Raw genomic sequence first — 21,235 nt, forward strand, 5'->3', positions numbered from 1 at the left:
GAAGGTCAGGCCGGGTACGCCCCGAATCGGGGCAAAACACCACAAGGGGGACACGCATGATCAGCACACTCCACAAAATGGGACTGCGCTCCAGCGTGATGTACGGCGCCGCTATGGGGTCGATCGGCATGTCGATCGCCTCCTGGATCATCTCGAACAAATTCGAGGCGGCCGGCATCGAGCGCGCCGACCGCTGGGCGCTGTTCGTCGGCGAGTGGGCGCCGACCTTCTTCGCGATCGGAATCGCCCTGCGCATCGAGGAGATGACCGAGGAGAAGGGGCGGGAGACCCCCGAGTGGCAGGAGCAGAGCAGCGACATCCGCCGCCCCACCCGCGCCGGCGTGTAGCGGGCCGGGTCAGGGTTTCCGCGAGCGGCCCGGAGGGACCGGCCGGTCCCTCCGGGCCGCTTCGCGTGCTCCCGGCGTCGCCGGGAAGTGTCGTGGCCGCGGCGGGCACCGCGCGCCGGTCCCGGCGTCCCGCTCGGGCCCTGGGCATCCCGACCACGACCTTGGAGCGGCAGCCGAGCGGCTTCCGAGCGGCTTCTGAGCGGCCTCGGAGAATGAGCCGCGCGTCCGGCCGCGCGCGCCACCGCTCCTGCGAGCAGGCGGCCGGCACGCGGAGGCGACGGGATCCGGCACGCCGACGCTCCGTTAGGCTCGGCGCGCGTGACCCCCGATCCCGCCGCCGTCGCGCGCTGGCTGCGCACGCGGCCCGCCCGCGTGGCCGGCACCCGTGTCCTGGCCGTCGAGGGACGCTCGGGTGCGGGCAAGTCGACGCTGGCCGCCGCAGTGGCCACGGAGCTCGACGCGCCGGTCGTCCGCATGGACGACCTGTACGACGGCTGGGACGGCCTGCAGGCCGGGGTGGACGCCCTGCTGGAGTGGGTGCTGCGTCCCCTGGGCAGAGGGGGCCGGGCACGCTGGCGGCGCTACGACTGGACGCGGGGCCGGTACGCCGATTGGCACGAGCTCCCCGAGTCGGACACGGTCGTGATCGAGGGCGTGGGCTGCGGCGCCCGCGAGGCGGAGCCGTACCTCAGCGGGCTGGTGTGGCTGGAGGCCGGTGAGGAGATCCGCAGGGCGCGGGCGCTCGCCCGCGACGGTGAACTGTACGCGCCCCACTGGCGGCGCTGGGCCGAGCAGGAGGAGCGGTACTACGCCCGCCACGACGTGCGCTCCCGGGCCGGCCTCGTCATCGTCACCGGCTGATCAGCCGAGGCCGGCGCGATACTCCTCGTCGGTCACCGGCCCGTGCCAGTGCGTCGCGCCGCTCGCCGTGACGGCGATGTGCACCAGCGTGTCGTCGTCGACGGCGCCGTGCCAGTGCTTCTCGCCCGGCTGCACGTGGACCCAGTCACCCGGCCCGATGCGCGTGCCGGTCGTCTCGCCCCAGCGCGTCACCACCCCGCGTCCCGACAGCACGTACAACGCCTGCTCCCCGTCGTGGGTGTGCCAGCCCGAGCGGGCCTGCGGGTCGTAGGAGAATCGCTGGGCACGCAGGCCGTCCGGCTCCGCCTCCTCCAGCGTCGGGGCCTCCCACACGCCGCCGGTGAACCTTTCCGGCCCCGGCCGGACGGCCTTGATGTCACCTTCGCGTACGAACCTCATCGCGCACTCCTTTCACCGCTTTCACCACGGGCCGGTCGCGTCATGCCGCCACCGCCCGCACCCATCGCCGGTCGCCGTGGAGGAAGCCCTCCATCGTGAGCCCGGCCTCGCACAGTAATTCCTCGAACCGGGCGTCCGTACGGCGCCTGCTGACGTACGTGTGCGTCCACCGCCGGTCCCCCACGACATACTCCATCGTCGCGGCGAGCAGATCCGGCTCGGGCCGGCTCACGTCCCTCATGCGGATCACCCGTCCGTCGCGGCGCCTCTCCGACGGCTCCACCGTGTCGTACCACTCGGGCGGCTGGCGCTGGAGGATCACGCACCCGTCCGGGGCGACGTGGCGGCGGCAGGTCCGCAGGAACGCCCGGCACAGGTCGTCGTCGGCGGTGTCGATCACGTACGACATCAGCAGGACCACGTCGAACATCCGGGCCAGGGACAGGTCCTGGATGCGGGACAGAACCGTCTCCGCCCCGTTGATGTGCGCGAGCATCTCGGGCGACTCGTCCACGGCGACCACCTCGTGACCGAGCGCGAGCAGGGCGCGGGTGATCCGGCCCGCTCCCGCACCGAGTTCGAGGATCGCGGCGCCCTCCGGTATCGCGGCGTGGACGATCTCGGGTTCGCCGTCGGGCGTGAGCATCGCGTAGTAATCGACGGCGCACCCGTCCGGAGTGATCGGACCGGGGCCGGTGCCTTGATAGATGCGTTCTGGCGGCATGATCACCATCCTGCATCACGGGCGGTCCAATCGTGGCGATTTGTCCGATTTCTTCCGGGTATGTCGTTAATGATGAGTTCTCCGGACCGGAGGTGACAGGCATGAGCCTTCCGACGAGACGCGAGTCCAGGGGTCTCGTTCCCGACCTGTTCGACCTGCTGGAGGCACCGCTGGCCGCGCTCCGGCCGATGGCCGGACAGCAGATGCGGCTTGAGGACTACGTAGAGAACGGCCGATACGTGCTGCGCGCCGAACTGCCCGGGATCGACCCGGACAAGGACGTGGAGATCAGCGTGTCGAACGGCATGCTGACCATCCACGCGGAGCGGCGCCACGAGGAGCGGCAGGCGCACCGCACCGAGTTCCGGTACGGATCCTTCACCCGGTCGGTCATGCTGCCGCCGAACGTGGACGAGAACGACGTGAAGGCCACCTATGACAAGGGGATCCTCGAGGTGAGCGTGCGGCTCGCCCAAGAGAAGGAGGAGCGCAAGCGCATCCCCGTCGAAATGCCGGGGAAGAAGAAGAGCTGAGCTGAGGCGGCTAACACCGGGCCCGTCCGCGTCGCGCGGGCGGGCCCGGGTTCGTCCGCTCGACGTTCGCCCGGCGGCGCCCGCTCGCTTTCTCGTGCTTCGCTTCAAGGGGCGGCACGCACGGTCGCGGGGGGCGCAGGCGTCTCACTCACCCGGGCACGGCACGCACTGCCACGGCTCAGGGCTCGCCCGCTCGCCGTGCACGGGCCTGCTTTGAGGCGCGGCGCGCTCCGCTCAGGGCTCACTCCGGCTCACTTCGTCCGGTTTCACGGCCGGCCGGCTCCGGCGGCGCGTTCGGTTCAGGGCAGGTTCAGGGCAGGTTCAGGGCACGGTTCAGGACGCCGACGGGGACCGTACGACGGCGACGGGGCACTCGGCGTGGTGCAGCACTCCCCTGCTGACCGAGCCGAGCATCGCCGAGCCCACCGCGCCCCTGCCGTGGGAGCCGACCACGAGCAGGCCCGCCGCGCGTGACGCCTGGACGAGCGCGTCGACCGGATGCCCGTAGGCGAGCTCCTCACGCACCGGCACGTCGGGATACCGCTTCCGCTGGTCCGCCGGCTTCTCGCGCGTGACGCGCTGATGTGCCTCGCGCACCTCTTCCACGTCATAGGTGATCTCGGGCGCGAGCGGATGGGCGGGCAGGTGCCAGGCGTGCACGGCCCGCAGCGTGGTGCCCTGTGCCCTGGCCTGCTCGAAGGCGTACGCCAGGGCGGGCTCGCATTCGGGCGAGTCGTCCACGCCCACCGCGATCTCCCCTCGCTCGCCGCTCCAGCCTGGCCGTACGACGACGACCGGGCAGGGGGCGTGCCCGGCGACGTTGGTGCTGACCGACCCGAGGACGATGCCGGCGAAGCCGCCCAGTCCCCGGCTGCCGAGCACGATCTCGACGGCCTCCTTGGCCTTGTCCCGCAGGACGCGGGAGGGGATGCCCTCGATGATCTCCGTACTGACCTTGACGTCCGGCTGCCGTTCGCGGGCCACGGCCTCGGCGGCGGCCAGCGCCCGCTCGGCGTGCGCGGTGAGCGGGTCGCCGCCCGAGGTGGGGAACTTCGGGATGCCGTAGGCCCAGTGGTCCACGACCGAGACGAAGCGCAGCGGGCAGCCGCGGCGGGCGGCGTCGTCCGCGGCCCACCGCACGGCGGCCGTCGCGGCGGGCGAACCGTCGGTGCCGACGATGATCGGGCCGGACATGGGCGCTCCTTCCTTCCTCACCGGCCTTCCGGCCTGGAGCCCTTCTCCATGTGACCACCGGCGGCCATGGCCCTCCAGGGTCGTAGGTCCTCAGCCCGGGGCCGCTGCCGGAGCCACTCGGCCGAGAGGGATGCTGGAGTCCTGGAGGTGGTCCGACATGGAATCGAAACGCTGGACCGTCGAAATCTTCGTCAACGAGGACGACAACGACGACGTCACCACCGCGACCGCCGTGCTCTACACGCCCGCGGGACGACGCCATGAGAGCGTCGGCCGAGCTCGCCGCAACCCGGCCGACCGGCCCGTGCCCGAGATCGGTGACGAGCTGGCGGCCGGACGGGCCCTCGCCGACCTGGGGGCGAAGCTCATCGGGGACGGCGCGGAGGACGTGGCGCAGCTCGCCGGTCCCGCCTACGAGTCGTACTGAGACCGTGGCCCGCTCTCCGGCGGCGGCCTGTGCCTGCCGGAGGACGCCGCCGGAGAGCGGACCTGTAGCGGAGAGCCGGCACCCGGGGGCTCCGCCGGAGTCCCCCGGGAGTCCACGCCCCATGCCCTCGTTCCACGCCGTCACAGTGCACGGCGTCGCATCACACGGCGCCAAACCGCACGGCGTCACATCACATGGCGTCACATCACATGGCGTCACATCACATGGCGTCACAGTGCACGGCGTCTTACATCTCGGTGTGTCATTCCGCGGGGTCGGCCGGGTCGTCGCCGAGGAGCCCAGCGGCCCGCATCTCCTCCCTCAGCCAGGCCATGGCGGCCTGCTCGCCTCCGGCCGGGCCGGTCCCGCCGGCCGGCGTGCCGTTGGCCGTACGGGGAGGCCCCGGGACGTCGCCCGCCGCGCGGCCAGGCGTCCGGCCCCCGCCGGGTCCGATGGCGTACGGGCGGTCGGCGGCCGTCCCCCCGCGCTTGCCCCGGCTTCCCGTGCCGCCCCGGCCCGTTGACGACGAGGTGCCGCCGGTCGACGTGGTGCGCCCGCGCCGGCCCCCGGTGACGAGACCGCCGGGCACCGGCCCGTTGGGCGAGGCGCCCACGCCGTACGCGGCCTGCGGGGCCATGCCGGGCTGCGCCCCCGGGCCCGCCTGGCCGTCCTGGCCCGTGTGCCCGGCTTCGCCGTCCGGTCCCCCGGCCGCCGGCACGAGCAGTCCCGCGCCGGTCATCTCGGCGGTGAGCTGACCGAGCAGCGTGCCGGCCTCGATCGGCTCCGGAGTGATCTGCACGAGGGCCGGGGCGAGGGCGCGCAGCGCGTTCGGCATCCCCGCGCCGGTGCGGTGGAGGTCGCCGAGGTTCAGCGGCACGCAACTCGACTTGATGATGTGGAAGAGGTGGTCGACCCGCCGTGCGTCCCGTCCGCTGAAGGGGCCGCGGAAGTCGCCGTGGTGGGCGAGCACCAGGGCCGCGAGGCCGGCGACGTGCGGCGCGGCCATGGAGGTGCCGTCCAGCGCGGCGTACCCGTCCGGCGGTACGGCCGACAGGACGGCCACACCCGGGGCGCACACGTCGATCTCGGGACCATGACAGGTGAAGCGCGGCGAGAAGAAGCCGTCGCCGGTCACCGGCCCGCGGATCTCGGCCTCGTGGGCGGTGCCGGGTGGGAACGCGTCCGCCTTGCCGACGGCCGCGACGGTCAGCACGCCCGGCAGGATGCCCGGGAAGCCGACCGGCCCGCCGTCGTTGCCGGCGGCCACCACGCACGCCACCCCCGCCTCGCGCGCCTGGTCGATCTTCGCGGCGACGAGCGGCGAGTGATGCCTGCTCGCCAGGCTCAGGTTGACGACGTCGATCCGCTGCTCGACGCAGTAGTCGAGCGCCTCGATCAGGTCGCTGAACCGCCCGCCCGGGAAGATCTTGCAGACGTGCACCTCGGCCTCGACGGCGAAGCCGACGACACCGCGGCCGTCGTCGGCCCCCGAGACGACGGCCGCGCAGTGGGAGCCGTGGTAGGCGGCGTCGACGGACCAGCCGTCCGGCTCGCCGCCGACGAGGTCGACACCGGCGTGGACGCGGTCGCGCAGGTCGGGGTGCCGTACGTCGGCCCCGGAGTCGATGATCGCGATCCTGACCCCCGCGCCGCGCAGCGTGGGCGGCAGGCGGTCGAGGTTCATCGCCTGCTGGCCCCAGCCGAAGACCTGCCTGCCGGGGAACCCGGCGAAGGTCTCCGACAGGCGTACCGGCTCGATCAGGTTGTCCCGGGTCGTGGACAGCGCCGGGCGGTCGATGTGGACGCTCCAGTAGCCGGAGCGCGGCCGGACCGTCACCCCGTTGATCGACTCCGGAGTCTCCCCGACCACCGTGATCACCGCGCGGCCGTCGGCCCCCGTGGACGTCTGGGCGGGCCAGCCGTGCCCGGTCACCAGGATGCTCGCGCCGGGCAGCGGCGTGCCGTCCGCGTCCCTGACCAGGAAGGTGAACGTGCTCTCCACGCCCGGCGGCACCACCGCCGGGGCGGACCGCCGCCTGCGCGGCGGCTGGGGCACGTCGCTGTAGGTGAGGAGCCGGTCGCGTTCGAAGTAGAGCTGCGGATACTGCCGCCGCAGTGCCTCGACGTGCTCCGCGGTCATCTCCGCCACGACCACAGCGGGGAACCCGGGAGCCTGAGCCCCCGGGTTCCCCGCCGTTCCCCGCAGGCGGCGCAACACGCGCACCTCGGGGTCGTCCTCCAGAAGCCTGCGCACCGTGTCGCCGTCGAGAGCCGGCACGGCCGCTCCCGGCGCCGCCGGATGCGGCTGGGGCAGCGCGGCCACCATGTAGCGCCGTGGCCGGGGCTCCACCGGCTGCGGCGCCTGACGGGACGCCTGCCGCCCCCGCGGGGACGCCGGGCGCGGCTCCTCGCTTCCGTCCTTGGGCTTGTCGTTACTGGTCACAAACGTCTCGACTCTCCCCAGCTCAGGCTGGTGTGGCCGGCCGCGCCCCGTGGGGGCACGAACGGCAGTTCAGGCTCTGTCATCACATTTCGCCGGTCTCGGGACGGCGGGGGCCCGGACCGGCCGCCGACCGGTCCGGGCCACCGAGGTGATCACGTCACAGCAGTGGAACCATGGGCCGTCCGGGGGCGACGGCGCCGAGCGCGAACTGGATCTGCGCCAGGCACGCGTCGTACCTCCCGGCCCGGTACAGCTGTACCGCCTGCACCAGCAGCGGGACGATCCCCGCGACCTGGGGCGCCTGCGGGAGTGACGCCTGCAGCCAGCCGTACAGCCGCTGGAGCGTCATGGCGCAGTGCGCCTGAAGCGGCGCGACCGGCGCCGGATGCCCCATCGCGACTCCCACGGCCGGGGGCGTCACCGGACCCATCCCGGGACCCATCGACTCCACGGTGTTCCTCCGATCAGAGTGCGGCACCGGCCGGCACCGGGACCTGCTGAGCGGCCTGCTGGTGCAGCTGGCCGTAACCCTGGCCGTAGCCCTGGCCGTAGACCTGCGACAGCGGCTGCATGGTCAGCGGCACCTGCTGCCCGTACGCCGCCTGGAGGTGCTGGGGCATGACGGGCTGAATGCCGAGCTGCAGGGCCTGCTGGCCGGGGTGCTGCGCGTACGCCTGGGCGGCGTACGGCTGGCCGTAAACCTGCGGGAGCTGCTGGGCCTGGGCCTGGATGGCCTGGAGGGCCTGCAGAACCTGCGGCGGGAGCACCTGCTGCTGAACCTGCTGCTGGATCTGCTCGCGGATCTGGTGCTGGTAGAGCACACCCTCCAGCATCTGGCGGGCCGCGGGAGCGCCGTAACGCACGCTGCACCGCGCGACCTTGGTCCAGAAGGTCACCGGGCTCACGAGGTGCTCCTGCGGGAGGATCTGCTCCTCCTGCTGCTGAAGCATCGCGAGCGGCGACAGCTGGTGCTGCATGCCCGGGATCTGCTGGCCGAGCTGCTGCAGGGGCGAGATCTGGTGCTGAGCGCCGTACCCCAGCGTGGTCGCCATGGTCGTGGGGTTCATAGCTGTGAACGTCATATTCACTCCTTCGGAGCCAGTAGGTCCGACCCATCGCCGATGTGATTACATCGCGTGACAGATCCGTCGCACAACGTTATAGGCGTAATGAGTAGATAAGGCCGATTTGGCACTCGGGCTCGGTGACGTGACGAACCGCGCCGGTCATACTCCGGCTTGGAGGTGGCGGTATGACACAGAGCGCTGAGCGGCGCACCTGGTTACGTGGATCGTTCCTCGGCCTGCTTCCGGCCCGAGCACGTGAGGAACTCCTCCGTCTCGGCTCCCTGCTGACGTATCCGAACCGGCACGTCCTGATCCGGGAGGGCGACCCAGGACATTCGGTCTACCTGCTGGTCGACGCGCTGGTGAAGGTCACGGCGCTCGCGGAGAACGGCTCCAGGACGCTCCTGTCGATCCGGGCGGACGGCGACGTCGTGGGCGAGATGGCCGCACTGACGGACCACCCGCGAGCGGCCACGGTGACCACCTGTAAGCGATCCCTCGTCTGTGTGCTGAAGGGTTCCATCTTCACCGCTCATCTCTCCCGCTCCCCCGAAGTCGCCGCCGTCCTCAGCAAGGTCGCGATCGACCGTTTGCGGTTCGCGAACCGCCGGCGTCTCGACTTCGCGGGATACGAGGCCGACGTCTGCCTGGCCCGGATCCTGGTCGATCTCGCCGTACGGCACGGGCGGCCCCACCGTGAAGGCATCGACATCGGAGTGCCGGTCACCCAGGCCGAACTGGGCGAGCTCATCGGTATCAAGGAACGCACGGTGCAGAAGGCGATACACGACCTGACCGCCCGCGGCCTCGTGCGGCAACGGCACCGGGGCGTGGTCATCAGGGACCTCGACGCCCTGACCGACTTCGCCGACCTGCGGCTCCAATCTCCCGGTTGAAAGCCGCATCAATGCGGGCTCGGTGAAGCCCGCCGGAGTCATCGTGGTCCGGCCGACACCCCAGTCAGGAGGCACGATGAGTCACCCTCCCATGCCCACCTCGCACGCGATGATCGCGGTGGACATCGAGAAGTACAGCGGGCGCAACGACCAGCAGCAACTCCACCTCCAGGAAGCCCTCGTCCGGGTGCTCGACGCCGCCGCGGCCGAGGCCGGTCTCGACAGGTCGGCGTGGGCCGAGCGTCAGCCTCAAGGGGACGGCGAGTTCTCCTGGCTCCCGCCCCACGCGCACCTCGGTGTTCTGGTCGGCGGGTTCGTCCGCGAGCTGGACGGGCAGCTCGGCCTGTACAACCGGCGCCACGCCGGGCAGTTCTGGACCCGCATGCGCCTGCGCATGGCCGTCCACTTCGGTCCCGTTCATCTGGGCGCCGCCAACGGGGTCGCCGGCGGCCACGCCGTACAACAAGCCCGGCTCCTCGACTCCGCCCCGGTGCGGCGGGCCCTCGACGCCTGCCCGGCCGCCGACCTGGCGCTCATCGTCTCCGACCGCGTATACGACGACTACATCAGCCAGGGGCTGGGCGAGCCGGGTGCCTACCGGCCCGTCCAGGTGAAGGTGAAGGAGCACTCCTGCACCGCGTACCTGCACGTGCCCGGTCACGATGTCGGCGGGCTCGGCGCCCTGGACCTTCTCGATCCCGAGGGCCCGGAGACGCCCGATACGGGCCATGCTGAGGCTGCCGAGGACCACGGCAGAGATCTGCCGCGTGCCTCCGCGATCGTCTACGGCGACCAGATCGGCGGTTCCTCGCACCGTGCGAGCGGCGGCGGCACCGTCAACGTCGTCGGCGGAGATCAGCACACCCACCCCTGGCACGAGGGGCGATGATGGCTGAGCCCGAAGCCCCCACTCGCGAACCGGAGCCCGGCGGAAAGGAGCACAAGCCCGGCAGAGTCGCGGAGCAGAGCACCCAGCGTGACCTGCGCGAGGAGCTCAGCGATCAGAGGAAGCAAAGCAGGATCTCCGCGCAGAATCTGGACGCCCTCTACGCCGACACCGTTATCGGCGGCGACGACATCGCGGGAGCCTCCCACCGAGCTTCCGACGGCGGCACGGTCAACGCCGCAGGGCGGGACCAGTACTTCATCGGCTGGTCCCAGGACGACAAGGCGGTGCGTACGGTCGGGGTTCCCGCCCGTACTGTCGGCATCGTCCGTCGCTGCCATGCGCCGACCGAGTCCTCCGGCATGCTGTCTCGGCGTCTTCACGACGAGCATGTGCTGCTCCTGCGCGGAGAACCGCACAGCGGGCAGCCCACTGCCGCTCTGGCCGCCCTGGCCCGGTGGACCGGTGACGACGGGCGTCTCGCCTGGCTTCATCTCGGGCGGGACCCTTTACGCCTCGTCGCCGCCGACCTACGCGACGCGACGGGGTACATCGTGACAGGGGGTGACGACGCCACCTGGAGCGGCCATGCCGACCAGGTGCTCGGACACCTGTGCAGAGTCGCCGAGCGGGCCGGGGCCCGCATCGTCGTTCTGGCCGGCCCCGGGTTCCCCGAGCACGACTGGACCGTGCGACACGAGCCGCCTCCGCTGGACAACGTGTTCGCCAACTGGCTGGTCCACGAGCTGTGCGAGGGCGGCGAGGCCCACCCCCAGGAGCGGGCCGACAAGACGGCGGCCGACGAACTCGTCCGGGAGAAGCTGGCGCGCTACCGGCGTCCTCGCGAGGCGCGCGCTCTGGCCCTGCAGGTGGCGACCGGCCTCCTGCGCGGCCGGTCCGTCGGCGAGATCCTGGAGGCGCTGCCCGAACAGAGACGCCTCAGAGCGAGGACTCTGCTCGCCAGGGAGACGCCCCGGAGGGCGCGCAGCTTCCTGATCGCCGGCTCTGTTCTCAGCGGATCAGCGGCGGCCGTCGTCGCCACGCAGACCCTGAGGCTGGCGACTCTCATCGAGGAGGAACTGGCTCGGCAGACGACCGTCGAGCAGCCGCGACGGCACCACATGTGGGAGTGGCTCAGCGACTGGACCGAGGACACGGGTATCAGGGTCAAGGAGACGGGGCAGGGCGGCGACGGGCAGGTCGTCGAGTTCGACGAGCCCCCGATGGCCGGTTCGATCCTGCGGGTCGTCTGGGAGGAGCAGCCCACGATCCACGAGCCACTGCTGGCGTGGCTGCACCAGCTGACGGAGAACGAAGAGTTCGGCACGCGGATGAAGGCGGCCGAGGCCATCGGGCTTCTGGCCACCTACGACTTCCACGCCATCTGTGACCGCTTCCTCGAGGAGTGGCGGGACAGCAAAGAGTTCGAGCGACGCGAACTGGCCGCCTGGGCGCTCGTCTCGGCGGCCCGCGACCCGCAGGTGGAGCCGAGGGTTCTCGAGTGCCTGGGCCGCTGGGCCCGCAACGGCCGAAGAGCCCAATCCGTGGTGATCCGCGCCTGCGGTTCGTGGCTGGGAGCACGCCATGTCGAGGAGGCCCTGCGCGTTCTCCGCGACATCGCGAAGACGTCGGGCTACGTTCTCGCCGAGAGCGTCGCCCGCGCCGTCTCCCAGATCCATCAGGACACCGAGAACGCCGAGGTCCCGGAGAACACCCGGAGGATCATCTCCGCCCTCGTGGAATGGTCGGCCGATCCCGAGTCGAAGTGGCCGGGCCGAGCCGCCGCCCTCGCGTTCGTGCGACTGCTCGCGTCCCCCGACGCGATCCGGGTCATCGACCTGGCTGCGGATCCCGGCGCGGCAGACGATCTCGTGGCGCTGTGGCGCCACATCCTTCTCCACGGCGTCACCCGCGGAGAAGACGCAGCGCTCACACCGGAGGCGTGGGACCTGCTGAGCGACTGGCTCGGCAGGTGGGAGGCGGACGCCGGAGTCCGGCGCGTCCTCTCCGAGGTGCTTACCCGGCCGCCCGGGGAGCTGCGGATGTCCCTGTCCTTCCATCTCCGGCTCTGGAGCCGGATTGGAAAAGTCGACGCCGAAGTCGCCGCCCGGGTCGCGGCGCTCATCGAAGGGAGTTGAACGTCATGTGGCTCATCCGATACCACATGCCCGCCAGGGGCCTCGACACGGCGGAGAACGTGAGCGAGTTCTCGTTCACCGCCCCGACGCGAGGGGACGTCTTCGACTTCGACGTTACGGTCACGCTGTCCTGGTCCGCGAGCGGCAGGCGCCGGCCGGAAGGTCCTGACGCCGCCGAGCGCGACCATGTCCAGGGACGCGTACGGGCCGAGACGCGGGCGATCACACGGCGGCACTCGCCGTACCACCCGGAGAGCGCCGAGCACGAGGTGAACGACGCGCTGAACGTTCTTCTCCGAGGGCTTCCGGTACATAACAGGCGGGTGCTCCTGCGATGGACGGCGCAGGCGGAGGTGCGGCCCTGCGAGGAGTTGCGTGCCCTGCAACAGGCACGGGCACGCCGTCTCTACGAGATCGACTGCGATGTCGCGGAGGCGAAACGTCGGGCGGAGACGGCCGAAGAGGTCCGGGCCGCCTGGGAACGGTTCCTCACCGGGGCCCGCACGAGCGAGCTGACCAGATATGCCATGCGCCTGGCCGAACAACCGCAGGCCAAGGCCGAGATCATCGCGGAGATGCTGGACAAGAGCGAGGACACGGCCGCTCACTTCATCCAGAAGCTCGACAAGCTGATGACCCTCCATGAGAGGGGCAACCTCCTGGACTTGCTGCTCGGCAGCGAGACTGCGCTGCGGGGTGCGATGACCGCGCTGGGATTGGCGGTTCCACCCCTCGACCCCGATCCGCTGCTGCCGAGCGGCTTCGGTCAGCCATAGAGGGCTCCCAGGGCGAGCCACAGCAGGGTGGCGACGAGCATGAGGGCCGTCCACGGCAGCGCTCGTCCCACCCTGCGGTGCTTCTCACGGCTCAGTTCGGCCAGCGTGCCTGCGAGGAGCCACGCCTCCCGTTCCTGCTGTGGGGCGCTCACCCGCGACGGTCCGCTTCCCGGACCGGCCAGGCCGAACCTGTTGGGCCCGGCAGGCCCGTCCAGGCGAGGACGTAAGCCCTGCACGAGGTGATAGCCGGCGACGAGGAAGCCTGCGACGTAGAGCGTGACCAGCACAACGGCGACCACTCCCAGGGCGATGGGCGCTCCCGGCGCGCGCAGGCCGGCCAGCGCCCCCATCTGCGTCGCCGCCACCGCCGCCGCCCCGAGATGCACGGTGGTGACGGTGGCGACCTTGGCGTCGGCATGCTGCACGTATCCCTGAAAGGTGCCGACCGTGGTGAGCGCCACCGTCAACGCCTCGACGGGGGTCAATTCGTCCTTGCGCCTGCCCATACGAACCCTCCTGATCGTCGTCTTCGAGTGAATCGCCGATCCGGCTACGTAGGACCGCATGAGTGCGGGTTCAACACCGACATCTCTGTTTGCCTTGACAAATTAGTTTGTCGGGAGCGATGCTTTGGGCATGAAAGACGTGGCGGTGATCGAGGACCCGGCCGCGGCGGAGGCGTCGCTCGATCCGATGCGGGCGCGGTTGCTCGCCGAGCTTACGGAACCCAACTCGGCGACGATGCTGGCGGCCAAGGTGGGGCTGCCGAGGCAGAAGGTGAACTACCACCTCAAGACCCTGGAGCGGCACGGCCTCGTCGAGCTGGTCGAGGAGCGCCGCAAGGGCAACGTCAACGAACGGGTCATGCGGGCGACGGCGGCGTCGTTCGTGATCTCCCCCGCCGCGCTCGCGTCGGTCGCGCCCGACCCGTCGCGCTCACCCGACCGGCTGTCGGCGCGGTGGCTGCTGGCGCTCGCCGCCCAGCTCGTACGCGACGTGGGCACGCTGATCGTGGGAGCGTCCCAGGCACGCAAGAAGCTCGCGACGTTCGCCATCGACGGCAGGGTGCGCTTCGCCTCCGCCGCCGACCGCGCCGCGTTCGCCGAGGAGCTGTCGGCCGCCGTGGCCGCGCTCGTGACCAAGTATCACGACGACTCGGCCGAAGGCGGGCGCGAGCACCGTCTGGTCGTCGCCGTCCATCCCGCCGTCCCCCGGACGGCCGACACCGAGGAGCGCTAGTGCCGCACGAGTTCGAGCTGCACAAGGAAATCGAGCTGGACGCGACCCCCGACCAGGTCTGGGAGGCGATCGCCACCGGTCCGGGGGTGGACTCCTGGTTCATGGGACGCACCGAGATCGAGCCCGTCGAGGGCGGCCGCGGCCGGTTCACCATGTTCGGCAACAGCGAGAGCACCACCGTGACCTCGTACGAGCCCGGCAAGCGGTTCGCGTTCCGCAGTGACGAGAACCCCGACGGCACGTTCACGGCGATGGAATATCTCATCGAGGGGCGCGAGCACGGCAGCACGGTCCTGCGCCTGGTGCAGCACGGCTTCCTCGGCGACGACTGGGAGACCGAGTTCGAGGCGATGGGCGTCGGCTGGGACATGTACCTGCACAAGCTGGTCCAATACCTCACCTACTTCCGCGGGCGCCCGGTCACGGTCGTGTCCGCCGCACGCCCCCAGGCGGCCGAGAGCGAGCCGGCCTGGACGGCGATCAAGGACGCGCTGGGCCTGCCTGCCACGGTCCGGCTGGGCGACCCCGTACGGCTCGCGGTGGACGGGCTGCCGCCGGAGGACGGGGTGGTCGACTACACCGGCTTCCCGGGCTTCCTCGGCGTGCGGACCGCCGACGGGCTCTACCGGTTCATCCACTCCGGCCCGAAGCGGGGGAACGTGGTGGTCCTCGGACACCATGTCTTCGCCGAGGACGCCGACCAGGAGCAGGTCGAGGCCGCCTGGCGGTCCTGGCTTTCCCGGCTCTTCCCCTGACCCTCGTGAGCCCGGCCGTACGCCGCGCCTCTGGGGCGCGCGGCGTACGGCTCCGTGCTCAGGCCCAGATGGCGCAGGGGATGCCGTCGGAGAAGACCTCGGGAGGATCGGGCAGCGGCCGCGCCTCCCCGGACGCCACCCGCAGGGCCGTCCAGGCGGCGGCGCCCGCGTCGAGCACATCGTCCACTCCAGCCGCCGCCCCGGCCGGGCCGAGGTCGCCCGCGAGCACGACGCCCGCCGATGCCAGCAGTTCGCATCGCCGTTCGGCGCCCGCCCACGTCGTCTTCGGGTGCGGCAGGGGCGCCCCGGCGAGCCGGGCGAAGCTCAGCTCGGGGTGGATCTCCACGACGCGCCTGCCCGTCTCCCGCACCCAGCGCTCGACCTCCAGCAGCTTCTCCCTGAGCCCGTACGCCTGGCGGGAGACGCCCTCGCCGGTCAGCCGACGGTTGACGGCCACGGCCGTGGCGTAGTCGTCCGCCTCGATCGCGGCACGCGCCGGGGTCATGAACACCGACCGCCACCGGGGGCCGAGCTCCGCCCGCGCCAGCACGTCCGCCCGGCGGCGGCCCCGGCCCCGGCTCCCAGGGCCAGGGCCGCCGGGTCCGCCGGGTCCGCCGGGTCCGCCGGGTCCGCCGGGGAGACCGTCGGGCAGGCCGATCGGCATGTCCACCGCCACGACGGCGACCTCGCCGTCCACGTCGGCCTGGGCGACCAGGTCCGCGATGCGCGGCGCGAAGCAGGCACGCGCCGCACCGCCGCCCCCGGCGGGCGGGATCACCCCGATCCAGCCCGCCCTGCACGCGTCGACGCCGAGCACACGAGCATTCTTCACACGACCATGCTCAGCCCTGCCGGGGGACGACGTGGCCGAAGCGGAACAGGTTCGCCGGGTCGTAGACCTCGCGCAGCTTCGCCAGCCGCCGCAGCGTCTCCTCCGGCCAGGCCCGCGAGATCTGCTCGGGAGCCAGCGCGCCGCCCTGGAAGTTGATCTGTGCGCCGCCGGTCGACCAGGGCGCGAGGGCCTCGATCACGGCCCGTACGGCCGCGGGGACGGCCGTGTCCATCAGCTCCGGCACCGGCGCGCCGACGGCCAGCAGCGTGAAGGCGGCGTCGCGCCCGCCCACGGCGTTGGGCTCCGCGGGCTGACGGGCGAGCGCGCCGCCGAGCTGGCGCAGCTCGACCACGGCGAGCGGAACCTGCGCGGCCGGGCCGGCGGCCGCGAGCAGCGCGTCCACGGTCTCGGCCGTCAGCTCGCGCAGCAGCGCGCCCCGCTCCACGACCGGCATGGGCTGCGTCGGGTCCTGGTGGATGGAGTCGATCGCCGTGTACGGCAGGGGCCCGACGGCGTCGAGCACCGGCTCGGCCACGGCCCGCATGGGGGCCAGCAGCGCCTCGGCCTCCTGTCCCTCCCCCACGTGGGCGACCCGCAGGTGGACGACGAACCTGCCGCTGAGCTGCGGCGGCAGCTCGGGCAGCGGGGGCAGGCGCAGCAGCGCGACCGACGTGCCGGTGGTCTCCGGCAGCGTGCCGGCCCAGCCGCGGTAGGCGTGCAGGACCCGCCCGGCGTCCTCGGCCGCGTAGAACAGGCCGCCGCCGTACAGGCCGGTGAGCGGCAGCAGGTCCACGGTGATCGAGGTGACGACGCCGAACCCGGCCTTGCCGCCGCGCAGCGCCCAGAACAGGTCGGGCTCGCGGACCGCGTCGGCGGTGCGCACCACACCGTCACCGGTGACGACGGTGAGCTCCCGCACGTGGTCGGCCGCGAACCCGAAAGTGCGGGCGATCGGCCCGATGCCGCCGCCGAGCGTGAAGCCGACCACGCCGACGCCGGTCGCCGAGCCGCACACCGGGGCCAGGCCGTACGGCGCGGCGGCGGCGATGACCTCGCCCCACGTGCAGCCGGCCGCGATCGTGGCGGTGCGGGCGGAGGGGTCCACCACGCCCTCCCGCATCGCGCGGGTGCTGATCAGGACCGCGCCGTCGGCCGCCTGCACGGCGCCGTGGCCGGTCGCCTGCACGGCCACGGGCAGCCCGTGCGCGGCGGCGAGCCGTACGGCCGCTGCCACGTCGCCGGCGTCCCGCGCCGCGACGATCACGGCGGGCCGGTGGCGCACGGCGAGGTTGAACCCGGCGGCCTCCTCCTCGAACCCGTCCTGTCCCGCGACCAGGACCCGGCCGGCGACCTGTCCCCGCAGCGCGTCTTCGATGGTGCTGTGCATGTCCGTCCTTCTGATGTCGCTTGCTGTGACAGTGACAGTTGTCGCAGCCGCGTCTTGGTGTTCTCTTGCACCTGCCGGGCCGGGGGTTCGGCGACGTGCCGGTGAGAGCCTAGAGACAGAAGGAGATTCTCGTGACGACACCCCCATGCTGGGGCGATGCCGCCGCCGTCGGACAAGCGCCGGAGGGGTGCGCCGCGTCGCCGGGAACGTAGCCGGGAACGTCGCGGGGAACGTCGCGGGGAACGTCGCGGGGAACACTGCTGCTGCGCGAGGTGCGGCCGCACACCGGCCGGCGGGAGCCGGCATCACCGGCCCGGCAGCGTGACGCGGAGCACCGTGAAGGAGTTCCGGAGGCTCGGCAGGTGCGGGGTGTTCGCAACTGCGCCGCCCCAGCTCTTGTCGAGATGCTGCGACGGGTTTTTCGCGCCATCGTGGGTGCCATGAGCCGGCGACAAGTCACCCCCGGGCATGGACATGGCCACGGACACGAGCACGAGCACGGACACGAGCACGAGCACGGACACGGCCATGGGCATGGGCATGGACACGAGCACGGGCACGGCCATGGGCATGGGCATGGGCATGGACGCGGTGCGGCGGCGCTTCGTGCGCGGGTGGCGCACCTGTTGCGCCCCCACTCGCACGAGCACGCGGACAAGATCGATTCGGTGATGGAGTCGTCCGCCCGGGGGATGCGGGCGCTGTGGGTGTCGCTGGCCGGTCTCGGCGCGACCACGGTGGTCCAGGCGGCCGTGGTGGCGCTGTCGGGGTCGGTGGCGCTGCTGGGCGACACCCTGCACAACGCGGCCGACGCCCTGACCGCCGTGCCGCTCGGGATCGCGTTCCTGCTCGGCCGCCGTCCGCCCACCCGCCGCTACACCTACGGCTACGGGCGGGCCGAGGACCTGGCGGGCGTCGTCATCGTCGTGACGATCGCCGCCTCCTCGATCGCCGCCGCGTACGCCGCGATCGGACGGCTCCTGGAGCCGCGAGAGGTCTCCCACCTGGGGGCCGTCGCGGCGGCGGCGCTCGTGGGCTTCGCCGGGAACGAGCTGGTCGCCCGCCACCGCATCCGGGTCGGGCGTGAGATCGGCTCGGCCGCCCTCGTCGCCGACGGGCTGCACGCCCGCACCGACGGCTTCACCTCACTGGCCGTCCTCGCCGGAGCCGGAGGAGCGGCCCTCGGCTGGACCTGGGCCGACCCCGCCGTCGGCCTGCTCATCACGGTCGCGATCCTGATGGTGCTGCGGCAGGCGGCGCGTGAGGTGTACCGGCGGCTGATGGACGCCGTCGACCCCGCTCTCGTGGACCTCGCCGAGGCGACCCTGCGGGGCACGCCCGGCGTGCTCGGCCTGGGCCAGGTGCGGCTGCGCTGGATCGGTCACCGGCTCAGGGCCGAGTGCGAGGTCGTCGTCGATCCGGCCGCCACGGTGGTGGAGGCGCACCGGGTCGCGGCCGAGGCCGAGCACAACCTGATCCACGCCGTCCCCCGGCTGACGGCCGCGATCGTGCACGCCGATCCGCTGCCTCACGACGGCGTGGACCACCACGCCGTCCTCGACGGCCATCGCCACGATCGACCCCACGTTGGCGGCGACGGCCACCGGCGCGACCGTCCTCCGGCCGGCCTCGGGGGCCACCGGCACGACCAGCCCTCGGCCGGCCTCGACGGTCACCGGCACGACCATTCCCCGGCCGGTGTCGTCCGGCACCCCGCCGGCTGACCCGCACACGACACGCCCGGCGTTCGGTGGGCGCTTTTCCGTACGGAGGTCAGAACCAGCCGCGGCGCCGGGCCATCGCGGTGAGGCCGTCGCGCAGCGCCTGCTCCACCCTGCCGGGGTGGTCGCCGTACCCGACGCGGAAGCGGTTGTAGACGTCGTGGCTTGAGGTGAGGAAGCCGCCCCTCTTGTCGGCTTCCAGGACCACGTCCATCGAGTGCGGTCCGGCGATGAAGGTCAGCTCCAGCTCGCTGAAGTGGCGGCGCCACTCCGCACCGGCGTGATACTCGATCTCCTGGTAGAACGGCATGGTCGAGCCCCGGAGGGTGCCGCGCTCCAGGTCGGCCCGCTTGAAGTGGAACCCCATGCGGACGAGCGCCCCCAGCAGGTGGTCCTGCGCGGGCAGCGGGTTGACGTACAGCGGGTCGAGGTCGCCCTTGTCGAGCGCGCCCGCGAGCGCCAGCTCGGTGGCCACGCCGAGCCGCATGCCCGGCAACGGACGCCCGCCGACCGCGCTGACCGGCGTCTCCCACGGCACCGGGATCGCGAACGGCAGCGCGCGGGCCTCCCCCGCCCGCAGCTCGAACGGCCCGGACACCGGCGCCCGCAGGAAGCTGTAGGTCGCGTGGTGTTCCTGGTCGCCGCGCTCGACCTCCACGACGGCGGTGAAGTCGACGGTGATCCCGTCCACCTTGTGGTCGGACGACCCGCCCCTGAAACGGACCTCGCCGTACAGGGTCTCTCCCGGACGCACGTGCGGGTCGCGCAGCACCGTGTCGACCTCCACGCCGGCCCCGAGCGCGGCCATCAGCTTGCGGAACACCGATCACTCCCTTGGTCGCGGGTCGTTCACCGCTGCCAACGACCTGTCCCGGCCGCCCGGTTCCCGTACGTACGCCGTCGCGAGGCGAGCAGGCCGAGGAAGACGTCCGCCCTCGGGTGTCCGTTCCGGCCGTCGCCGTTCGTCGGTTCGTCGTGGGGACATGATGGGATACCGGCCCCGAGGAGGACGCATGAAATACGTGCTGCTGATCTGCGGCGACGAGTCGGCGGCGGAGCACGCCGACGACGGGTGCGGCGGGGGGTCGGGGAAGATGGCCGAGCGCGGCGTGCTCCGGGGGGGCGCCGGGCTGCGCCCGCCGAGCGACGCCACCACGCTGCGGGTGCGCGAGGGCGAGGTGCTGCTGTCGGACGGGCCGTTCGCCGAGACCAAGGAGCAGCTCGGCGGATTCTGCCTGATCGAGTGCGCCGACCTGGACGAGGCCATCGAGATCGCCGCCGCCCATCCCGCCGCGGCGTACGGCGCGATCGAGATCCGGCCGCTCCTCGACCTGTGACGCCGCCGATCGAGGCCGCCGTCGACCGGGCCTTCCGGGAGGAGTGGGGGCAGGTCGTGGCCACCCTCATCCGCTGGACCGGCGACTGGGACCTGGCCGAGGAGTGCGCGCAGGACGCCTTCGCGCTGGCCCTGCGCACCTGGCGGCGCGACGGCGTGCCGCGCAGGCCCGGGGCGTGGCTGACCACCGCCGCGCGCAACCGGGCGGTTGACCTGCTACGCCGCGAGGCCACCGGCGCGGCCAAGCTACGGGAGGTCGCGGGCGTGCTCAGGACGGGTGACGACGCCTTCGGCGACGACGAGCCGGACGTGCCGGACGACCGGTTGCGGCTGATCTTCACCTGCTGCCATCCGGCGCTCGCGCTGGAGGCCAGGGTGGCGCTGACCCTGCGCACCCTGGCCGGGCTCGGCACGGCCGAGATCGCGCGTGCGTTCCTGGTGGGGGAGCAGGCGATGGCCAAGCGGCTGGCCCGGGCCAAGCAGAAGATCAGGCATGCGGGCATCCCCTACCGGGTGCCGCCCGCCCACCTGCTGCCCGAGCGCCTCCCGGCGGTGCTCGCCGTGCTCTATCTGCTGTTCAACGAGGGCTACTCGGCGACGGCCGGCGCCGACCTCGTACGGCACGACCTCGCGGACGAGGCGATCCGGCTGGCCCGGGTGCTGGTGCGGCTGATGCCGGACGAGCCGGAGGCGGCGGGCCTGCTCGCGCTGATGCTGCTGCACCACGCGCGCCGCGCCGCCCGCCTCGACGAGGCCGGCGACCTGGTGGTGCTGGAGGACCAGGACCGCGGCCGGTGGGACACCGCCCAGATCGCCGAGGGCGTGTCCCTGCTGGACGGCACGCTGCGACGGGGGCGGCCCGGCCCCTACCAGGTGCAGGCCGCCATCGCCGCCTGCCACGCCACGGCGGCCCGCCCGGAGGACACCGACTGGGCGCAGATCGCCGTCCTGTACGAGCGGCTCGCCCGGTTGGTCCCCTCGCCCGTTGTGGAGCTGAACCGCGCCGTCGCGGTCGGCATGGCGTACGGCCCGGCCGCGGGCCTGGCGCTGGTCGACGCCCTGCGGGAAACGGGCGCCCTGGCCGGCTATCACCTGCTGCCCGCCGCCCGCGCCGACCTGCTGCGCCGCCTGGGCCGTACGGCCGAGGCCGCCGACGCCTACCGGGAGGCGGCCGGTCTGGCCACCACCGAGGCCGAGCGCCGCTACCTCGCCCGCCGCCTCGCCGCCCTCGGCTGAGCGCGCCGGTTGAAGCCGCCGGCTGACGGCGTCGGCTG

General features: G+C 72.5%; 24 protein-coding genes. 13 read left to right on the forward strand and 11 right to left on the reverse strand.

Annotation, left to right across the window (positions count from 1 at the left end; all coding sequences use genetic code 11):
• Positions 1–56: 56 nt before the first annotated feature.
• Together FLV34_RS13370 and FLV34_RS13375 are read left to right on the forward strand one after the other, a co-directional pair.
• A complete protein-coding gene (locus FLV34_RS13370) occupies positions 57–347 on the forward strand; it encodes a hypothetical protein (RefSeq protein WP_142645621.1) in 291 nt (96 codons plus the stop codon).
• 318 nt (positions 348–665) lie between these two features.
• Complete coding sequence (locus FLV34_RS13375; RefSeq protein ID WP_222709494.1) at positions 666–1,208, forward strand: hypothetical protein; 543 nt, start codon at positions 666–668, stop codon at positions 1,206–1,208.
• Here the strand turns inward: FLV34_RS13375 and FLV34_RS13380 are convergent, their stop codons facing one another.
• A complete protein-coding gene (locus FLV34_RS13380) occupies positions 1,209–1,607 on the reverse strand; it encodes a cupin domain-containing protein (protein WP_142645623.1) in 399 nt (132 codons plus the stop codon).
• A gap of 40 nt (positions 1,608–1,647) precedes the next feature.
• Complete coding sequence (locus FLV34_RS13385; protein WP_142645624.1) at positions 1,648–2,331, reverse strand: bifunctional 2-polyprenyl-6-hydroxyphenol methylase/3-demethylubiquinol 3-O-methyltransferase UbiG; 684 nt, start codon at positions 2,329–2,331, stop codon at positions 1,648–1,650.
• Positions 2,332–2,432: 101 nt separating this feature from the next.
• Here FLV34_RS13385 and FLV34_RS13390 point away from each other — a divergent pair, with 101 nt between their 5' ends.
• Positions 2,433–2,864: an Hsp20/alpha crystallin family protein gene (locus FLV34_RS13390; protein WP_142645625.1), complete on the forward strand. Its 432-nt coding sequence runs from the start codon at positions 2,433–2,435 to the stop codon at positions 2,862–2,864.
• A 333-nt stretch (positions 2,865–3,197) separates the two neighbouring features.
• Here the strand turns inward: FLV34_RS13390 and FLV34_RS13395 are convergent, their stop codons facing one another.
• Complete coding sequence (locus FLV34_RS13395; RefSeq protein ID WP_142645626.1) at positions 3,198–4,058, reverse strand: universal stress protein; 861 nt, start codon at positions 4,056–4,058, stop codon at positions 3,198–3,200.
• Between the two features lie 157 nt (positions 4,059–4,215).
• On the opposite strand from FLV34_RS13395, the gene FLV34_RS13400 reads away from it, so the two are divergent.
• A complete protein-coding gene (locus FLV34_RS13400) occupies positions 4,216–4,485 on the forward strand; it encodes a DUF1876 domain-containing protein (RefSeq protein WP_142645627.1) in 270 nt (89 codons plus the stop codon).
• A gap of 262 nt (positions 4,486–4,747) precedes the next feature.
• On the opposite strand, the gene FLV34_RS13405 is transcribed toward FLV34_RS13400, so the two are convergent.
• The 3 genes from FLV34_RS13405 to FLV34_RS13415 form a co-directional block, all read right to left on the reverse strand.
• A complete protein-coding gene (locus tag FLV34_RS13405; RefSeq protein ID WP_147943233.1) occupies positions 4,748–6,928 on the reverse strand; it encodes a S8 family serine peptidase in 2,181 nt (726 codons plus the stop codon).
• Positions 6,929–7,085: 157 nt separating this feature from the next.
• Complete coding sequence (locus FLV34_RS13410; protein WP_147943234.1) at positions 7,086–7,370, reverse strand: hypothetical protein; 285 nt, start codon at positions 7,368–7,370, stop codon at positions 7,086–7,088.
• A gap of 22 nt (positions 7,371–7,392) precedes the next feature.
• Complete coding sequence (locus FLV34_RS13415; protein WP_142645630.1) at positions 7,393–8,010, reverse strand: hypothetical protein; 618 nt, start codon at positions 8,008–8,010, stop codon at positions 7,393–7,395.
• Between the two features lie 170 nt (positions 8,011–8,180).
• Between FLV34_RS13415 and FLV34_RS13420 the strand changes: the two genes are divergently transcribed.
• The 4 genes from FLV34_RS13420 to FLV34_RS13435 all read left to right on the forward strand — a co-directional run bounded on the left by FLV34_RS13420 (position 8,181) and on the right by FLV34_RS13435 (position 12,691).
• On the forward strand, positions 8,181–8,891 hold the full coding sequence (locus FLV34_RS13420) for a Crp/Fnr family transcriptional regulator (protein ID WP_142645631.1): 711 nt from the start codon (positions 8,181–8,183) through the stop codon (positions 8,889–8,891).
• 76 nt (positions 8,892–8,967) lie between these two features.
• The gene (locus FLV34_RS13425) at positions 8,968–9,780 is read left to right on the forward strand and encodes a hypothetical protein (protein ID WP_142645632.1); all 813 of its coding nucleotides are present in this window, start codon (positions 8,968–8,970) and stop codon (positions 9,778–9,780) included.
• Positions 9,780–11,915: a hypothetical protein gene (locus FLV34_RS13430; protein WP_142645633.1), complete on the forward strand. Its 2,136-nt coding sequence runs from the start codon at positions 9,780–9,782 to the stop codon at positions 11,913–11,915. Before FLV34_RS13425 ends, FLV34_RS13430 begins: the two co-directional genes overlap by 1 nt.
• A 5-nt stretch (positions 11,916–11,920) precedes the next feature.
• Complete coding sequence (locus FLV34_RS13435; protein WP_142645634.1) at positions 11,921–12,691, forward strand: hypothetical protein; 771 nt, start codon at positions 11,921–11,923, stop codon at positions 12,689–12,691.
• Here the strand turns inward: FLV34_RS13435 and FLV34_RS13440 are convergent.
• Entirely contained in the window at positions 12,682–13,197 is a 516-nt protein-coding gene (locus FLV34_RS13440) for a hypothetical protein (RefSeq protein ID WP_142645635.1), read from the reverse strand. The genes FLV34_RS13435 and FLV34_RS13440 overlap by 10 nt on opposite strands.
• Before the next feature lie 130 nt (positions 13,198–13,327).
• Here FLV34_RS13440 and FLV34_RS13445 point away from each other — a divergent pair, with 130 nt between their 5' ends.
• Both FLV34_RS13445 and FLV34_RS13450 read left to right on the forward strand, forming a co-directional pair.
• On the forward strand, positions 13,328–13,930 hold the full coding sequence (locus FLV34_RS13445; RefSeq protein WP_185948917.1) for a helix-turn-helix domain-containing protein: 603 nt from the start codon (positions 13,328–13,330) through the stop codon (positions 13,928–13,930).
• Positions 13,930–14,685 (forward strand): SRPBCC domain-containing protein, encoded by a 756-nt coding sequence (locus FLV34_RS13450; RefSeq protein ID WP_147943235.1) that lies wholly within the window; start codon positions 13,930–13,932, stop codon positions 14,683–14,685. Before FLV34_RS13445 ends, FLV34_RS13450 begins: the two co-directional genes overlap by 1 nt.
• A gap of 58 nt (positions 14,686–14,743) precedes the next feature.
• Here the strand turns inward: FLV34_RS13450 and FLV34_RS13455 are convergent, their stop codons facing one another.
• The 3 genes from FLV34_RS13455 to FLV34_RS42390 all read right to left on the reverse strand — a co-directional run bounded on the left by FLV34_RS13455 (position 14,744) and on the right by FLV34_RS42390 (position 17,554).
• A complete protein-coding gene (locus tag FLV34_RS13455) occupies positions 14,744–15,517 on the reverse strand; it encodes a DUF429 domain-containing protein (protein WP_147943236.1) in 774 nt (257 codons plus the stop codon).
• A gap of 10 nt (positions 15,518–15,527) precedes the next feature.
• Positions 15,528–16,904: an FAD-binding oxidoreductase gene (locus FLV34_RS13460; RefSeq protein WP_147943237.1), complete on the reverse strand. Its 1,377-nt coding sequence runs from the start codon at positions 16,902–16,904 to the stop codon at positions 15,528–15,530.
• A 305-nt stretch (positions 16,905–17,209) separates the two neighbouring features.
• Positions 17,210–17,554, reverse strand: a complete 345-nt coding sequence (locus tag FLV34_RS42390) for a hypothetical protein (RefSeq protein WP_261985766.1) — start codon at positions 17,552–17,554, stop codon at positions 17,210–17,212.
• Between the two features lie 21 nt (positions 17,555–17,575).
• On the opposite strand from FLV34_RS42390, the gene FLV34_RS13465 reads away from it, so the two are divergent.
• Positions 17,576–18,628 carry a cation diffusion facilitator family transporter gene (locus tag FLV34_RS13465; RefSeq protein ID WP_240971028.1) on the forward strand — a complete coding sequence of 351 codons (1,053 nt, stop codon included), beginning with the start codon at positions 17,576–17,578 and terminating at the stop codon, positions 18,626–18,628.
• A 49-nt stretch (positions 18,629–18,677) separates the two neighbouring features.
• Here FLV34_RS13465 and FLV34_RS13470 read toward each other — a convergent pair whose 3' ends face one another.
• Positions 18,678–19,448 carry a sporulation protein gene (locus FLV34_RS13470; protein ID WP_260617114.1) on the reverse strand — a complete coding sequence of 257 codons (771 nt, stop codon included), beginning with the start codon at positions 19,446–19,448 and terminating at the stop codon, positions 18,678–18,680.
• Between the two features lie 190 nt (positions 19,449–19,638).
• Between FLV34_RS13470 and FLV34_RS13475 the strand changes: the two genes are divergently transcribed.
• Both FLV34_RS13475 and FLV34_RS13480 read left to right on the forward strand, forming a co-directional pair.
• Positions 19,639–19,962, forward strand: a complete 324-nt coding sequence (locus FLV34_RS13475; protein ID WP_147943239.1) for a YciI family protein — start codon at positions 19,639–19,641, stop codon at positions 19,960–19,962.
• Positions 19,959–21,197: an RNA polymerase sigma factor gene (locus FLV34_RS13480; protein WP_142645642.1), complete on the forward strand. Its 1,239-nt coding sequence runs from the start codon at positions 19,959–19,961 to the stop codon at positions 21,195–21,197. Before FLV34_RS13475 ends, FLV34_RS13480 begins: the two co-directional genes overlap by 4 nt.
• The last annotated feature ends 38 nt before the right edge of the window (positions 21,198–21,235 follow it).

It is taken from the genome of Microbispora sp. CSR-4, from assembly GCF_008033685.1.
Lineage (GTDB): Bacteria > Actinomycetota > Actinomycetes > Streptosporangiales > Streptosporangiaceae > Microbispora.

Bases quoted from the DNA above. Each gene is read 5' to 3' on its own strand.
- FLV34_RS13440 (WP_142645635.1), bottom strand. From the start codon at position 13,197: ATGGGCAGGCGCAAGGACGAATTGACCCCCGTCGAGGCGTTGACGGTG.
- FLV34_RS13410 (WP_147943234.1), bottom strand. From the start codon at position 7,370: ATGGGTCCCGGGATGGGTCCGGTGACGCCCCCGGCCGTGGGAGTCGCG.
- FLV34_RS13380 (WP_142645623.1), bottom strand. From the start codon at position 1,607: ATGAGGTTCGTACGCGAAGGTGACATCAAGGCCGTCCGGCCGGGGCCG.
- FLV34_RS13420 (WP_142645631.1), top strand. From the start codon at position 8,181: ATGACACAGAGCGCTGAGCGGCGCACCTGGTTACGTGGATCGTTCCTC.
- FLV34_RS13475 (WP_147943239.1), top strand. From the start codon at position 19,639: ATGAAATACGTGCTGCTGATCTGCGGCGACGAGTCGGCGGCGGAGCAC.
- FLV34_RS13400 (WP_142645627.1), top strand. From the start codon at position 4,216: ATGGAATCGAAACGCTGGACCGTCGAAATCTTCGTCAACGAGGACGAC.
- FLV34_RS13460 (WP_147943237.1), bottom strand. From the start codon at position 16,904: ATGCACAGCACCATCGAAGACGCGCTGCGGGGACAGGTCGCCGGCCGG.
- FLV34_RS13395 (WP_142645626.1), bottom strand. From the start codon at position 4,058: ATGTCCGGCCCGATCATCGTCGGCACCGACGGTTCGCCCGCCGCGACG.
- FLV34_RS13415 (WP_142645630.1), bottom strand. From the start codon at position 8,010: ATGACGTTCACAGCTATGAACCCCACGACCATGGCGACCACGCTGGGG.
- FLV34_RS13465 (WP_240971028.1), top strand. From the start codon at position 17,576: ATGGAGTCGTCCGCCCGGGGGATGCGGGCGCTGTGGGTGTCGCTGGCC.
- FLV34_RS13385 (WP_142645624.1), bottom strand. From the start codon at position 2,331: ATGCCGCCAGAACGCATCTATCAAGGCACCGGCCCCGGTCCGATCACT.
- FLV34_RS13370 (WP_142645621.1), top strand. From the start codon at position 57: ATGATCAGCACACTCCACAAAATGGGACTGCGCTCCAGCGTGATGTAC.
- FLV34_RS13425 (WP_142645632.1), top strand. From the start codon at position 8,968: ATGAGTCACCCTCCCATGCCCACCTCGCACGCGATGATCGCGGTGGAC.
- FLV34_RS13435 (WP_142645634.1), top strand. From the start codon at position 11,921: ATGTGGCTCATCCGATACCACATGCCCGCCAGGGGCCTCGACACGGCG.
- FLV34_RS13390 (WP_142645625.1), top strand. From the start codon at position 2,433: ATGAGCCTTCCGACGAGACGCGAGTCCAGGGGTCTCGTTCCCGACCTG.
- FLV34_RS13445 (WP_185948917.1), top strand. From the start codon at position 13,328: ATGAAAGACGTGGCGGTGATCGAGGACCCGGCCGCGGCGGAGGCGTCG.
- FLV34_RS13430 (WP_142645633.1), top strand. From the start codon at position 9,780: ATGGCTGAGCCCGAAGCCCCCACTCGCGAACCGGAGCCCGGCGGAAAG.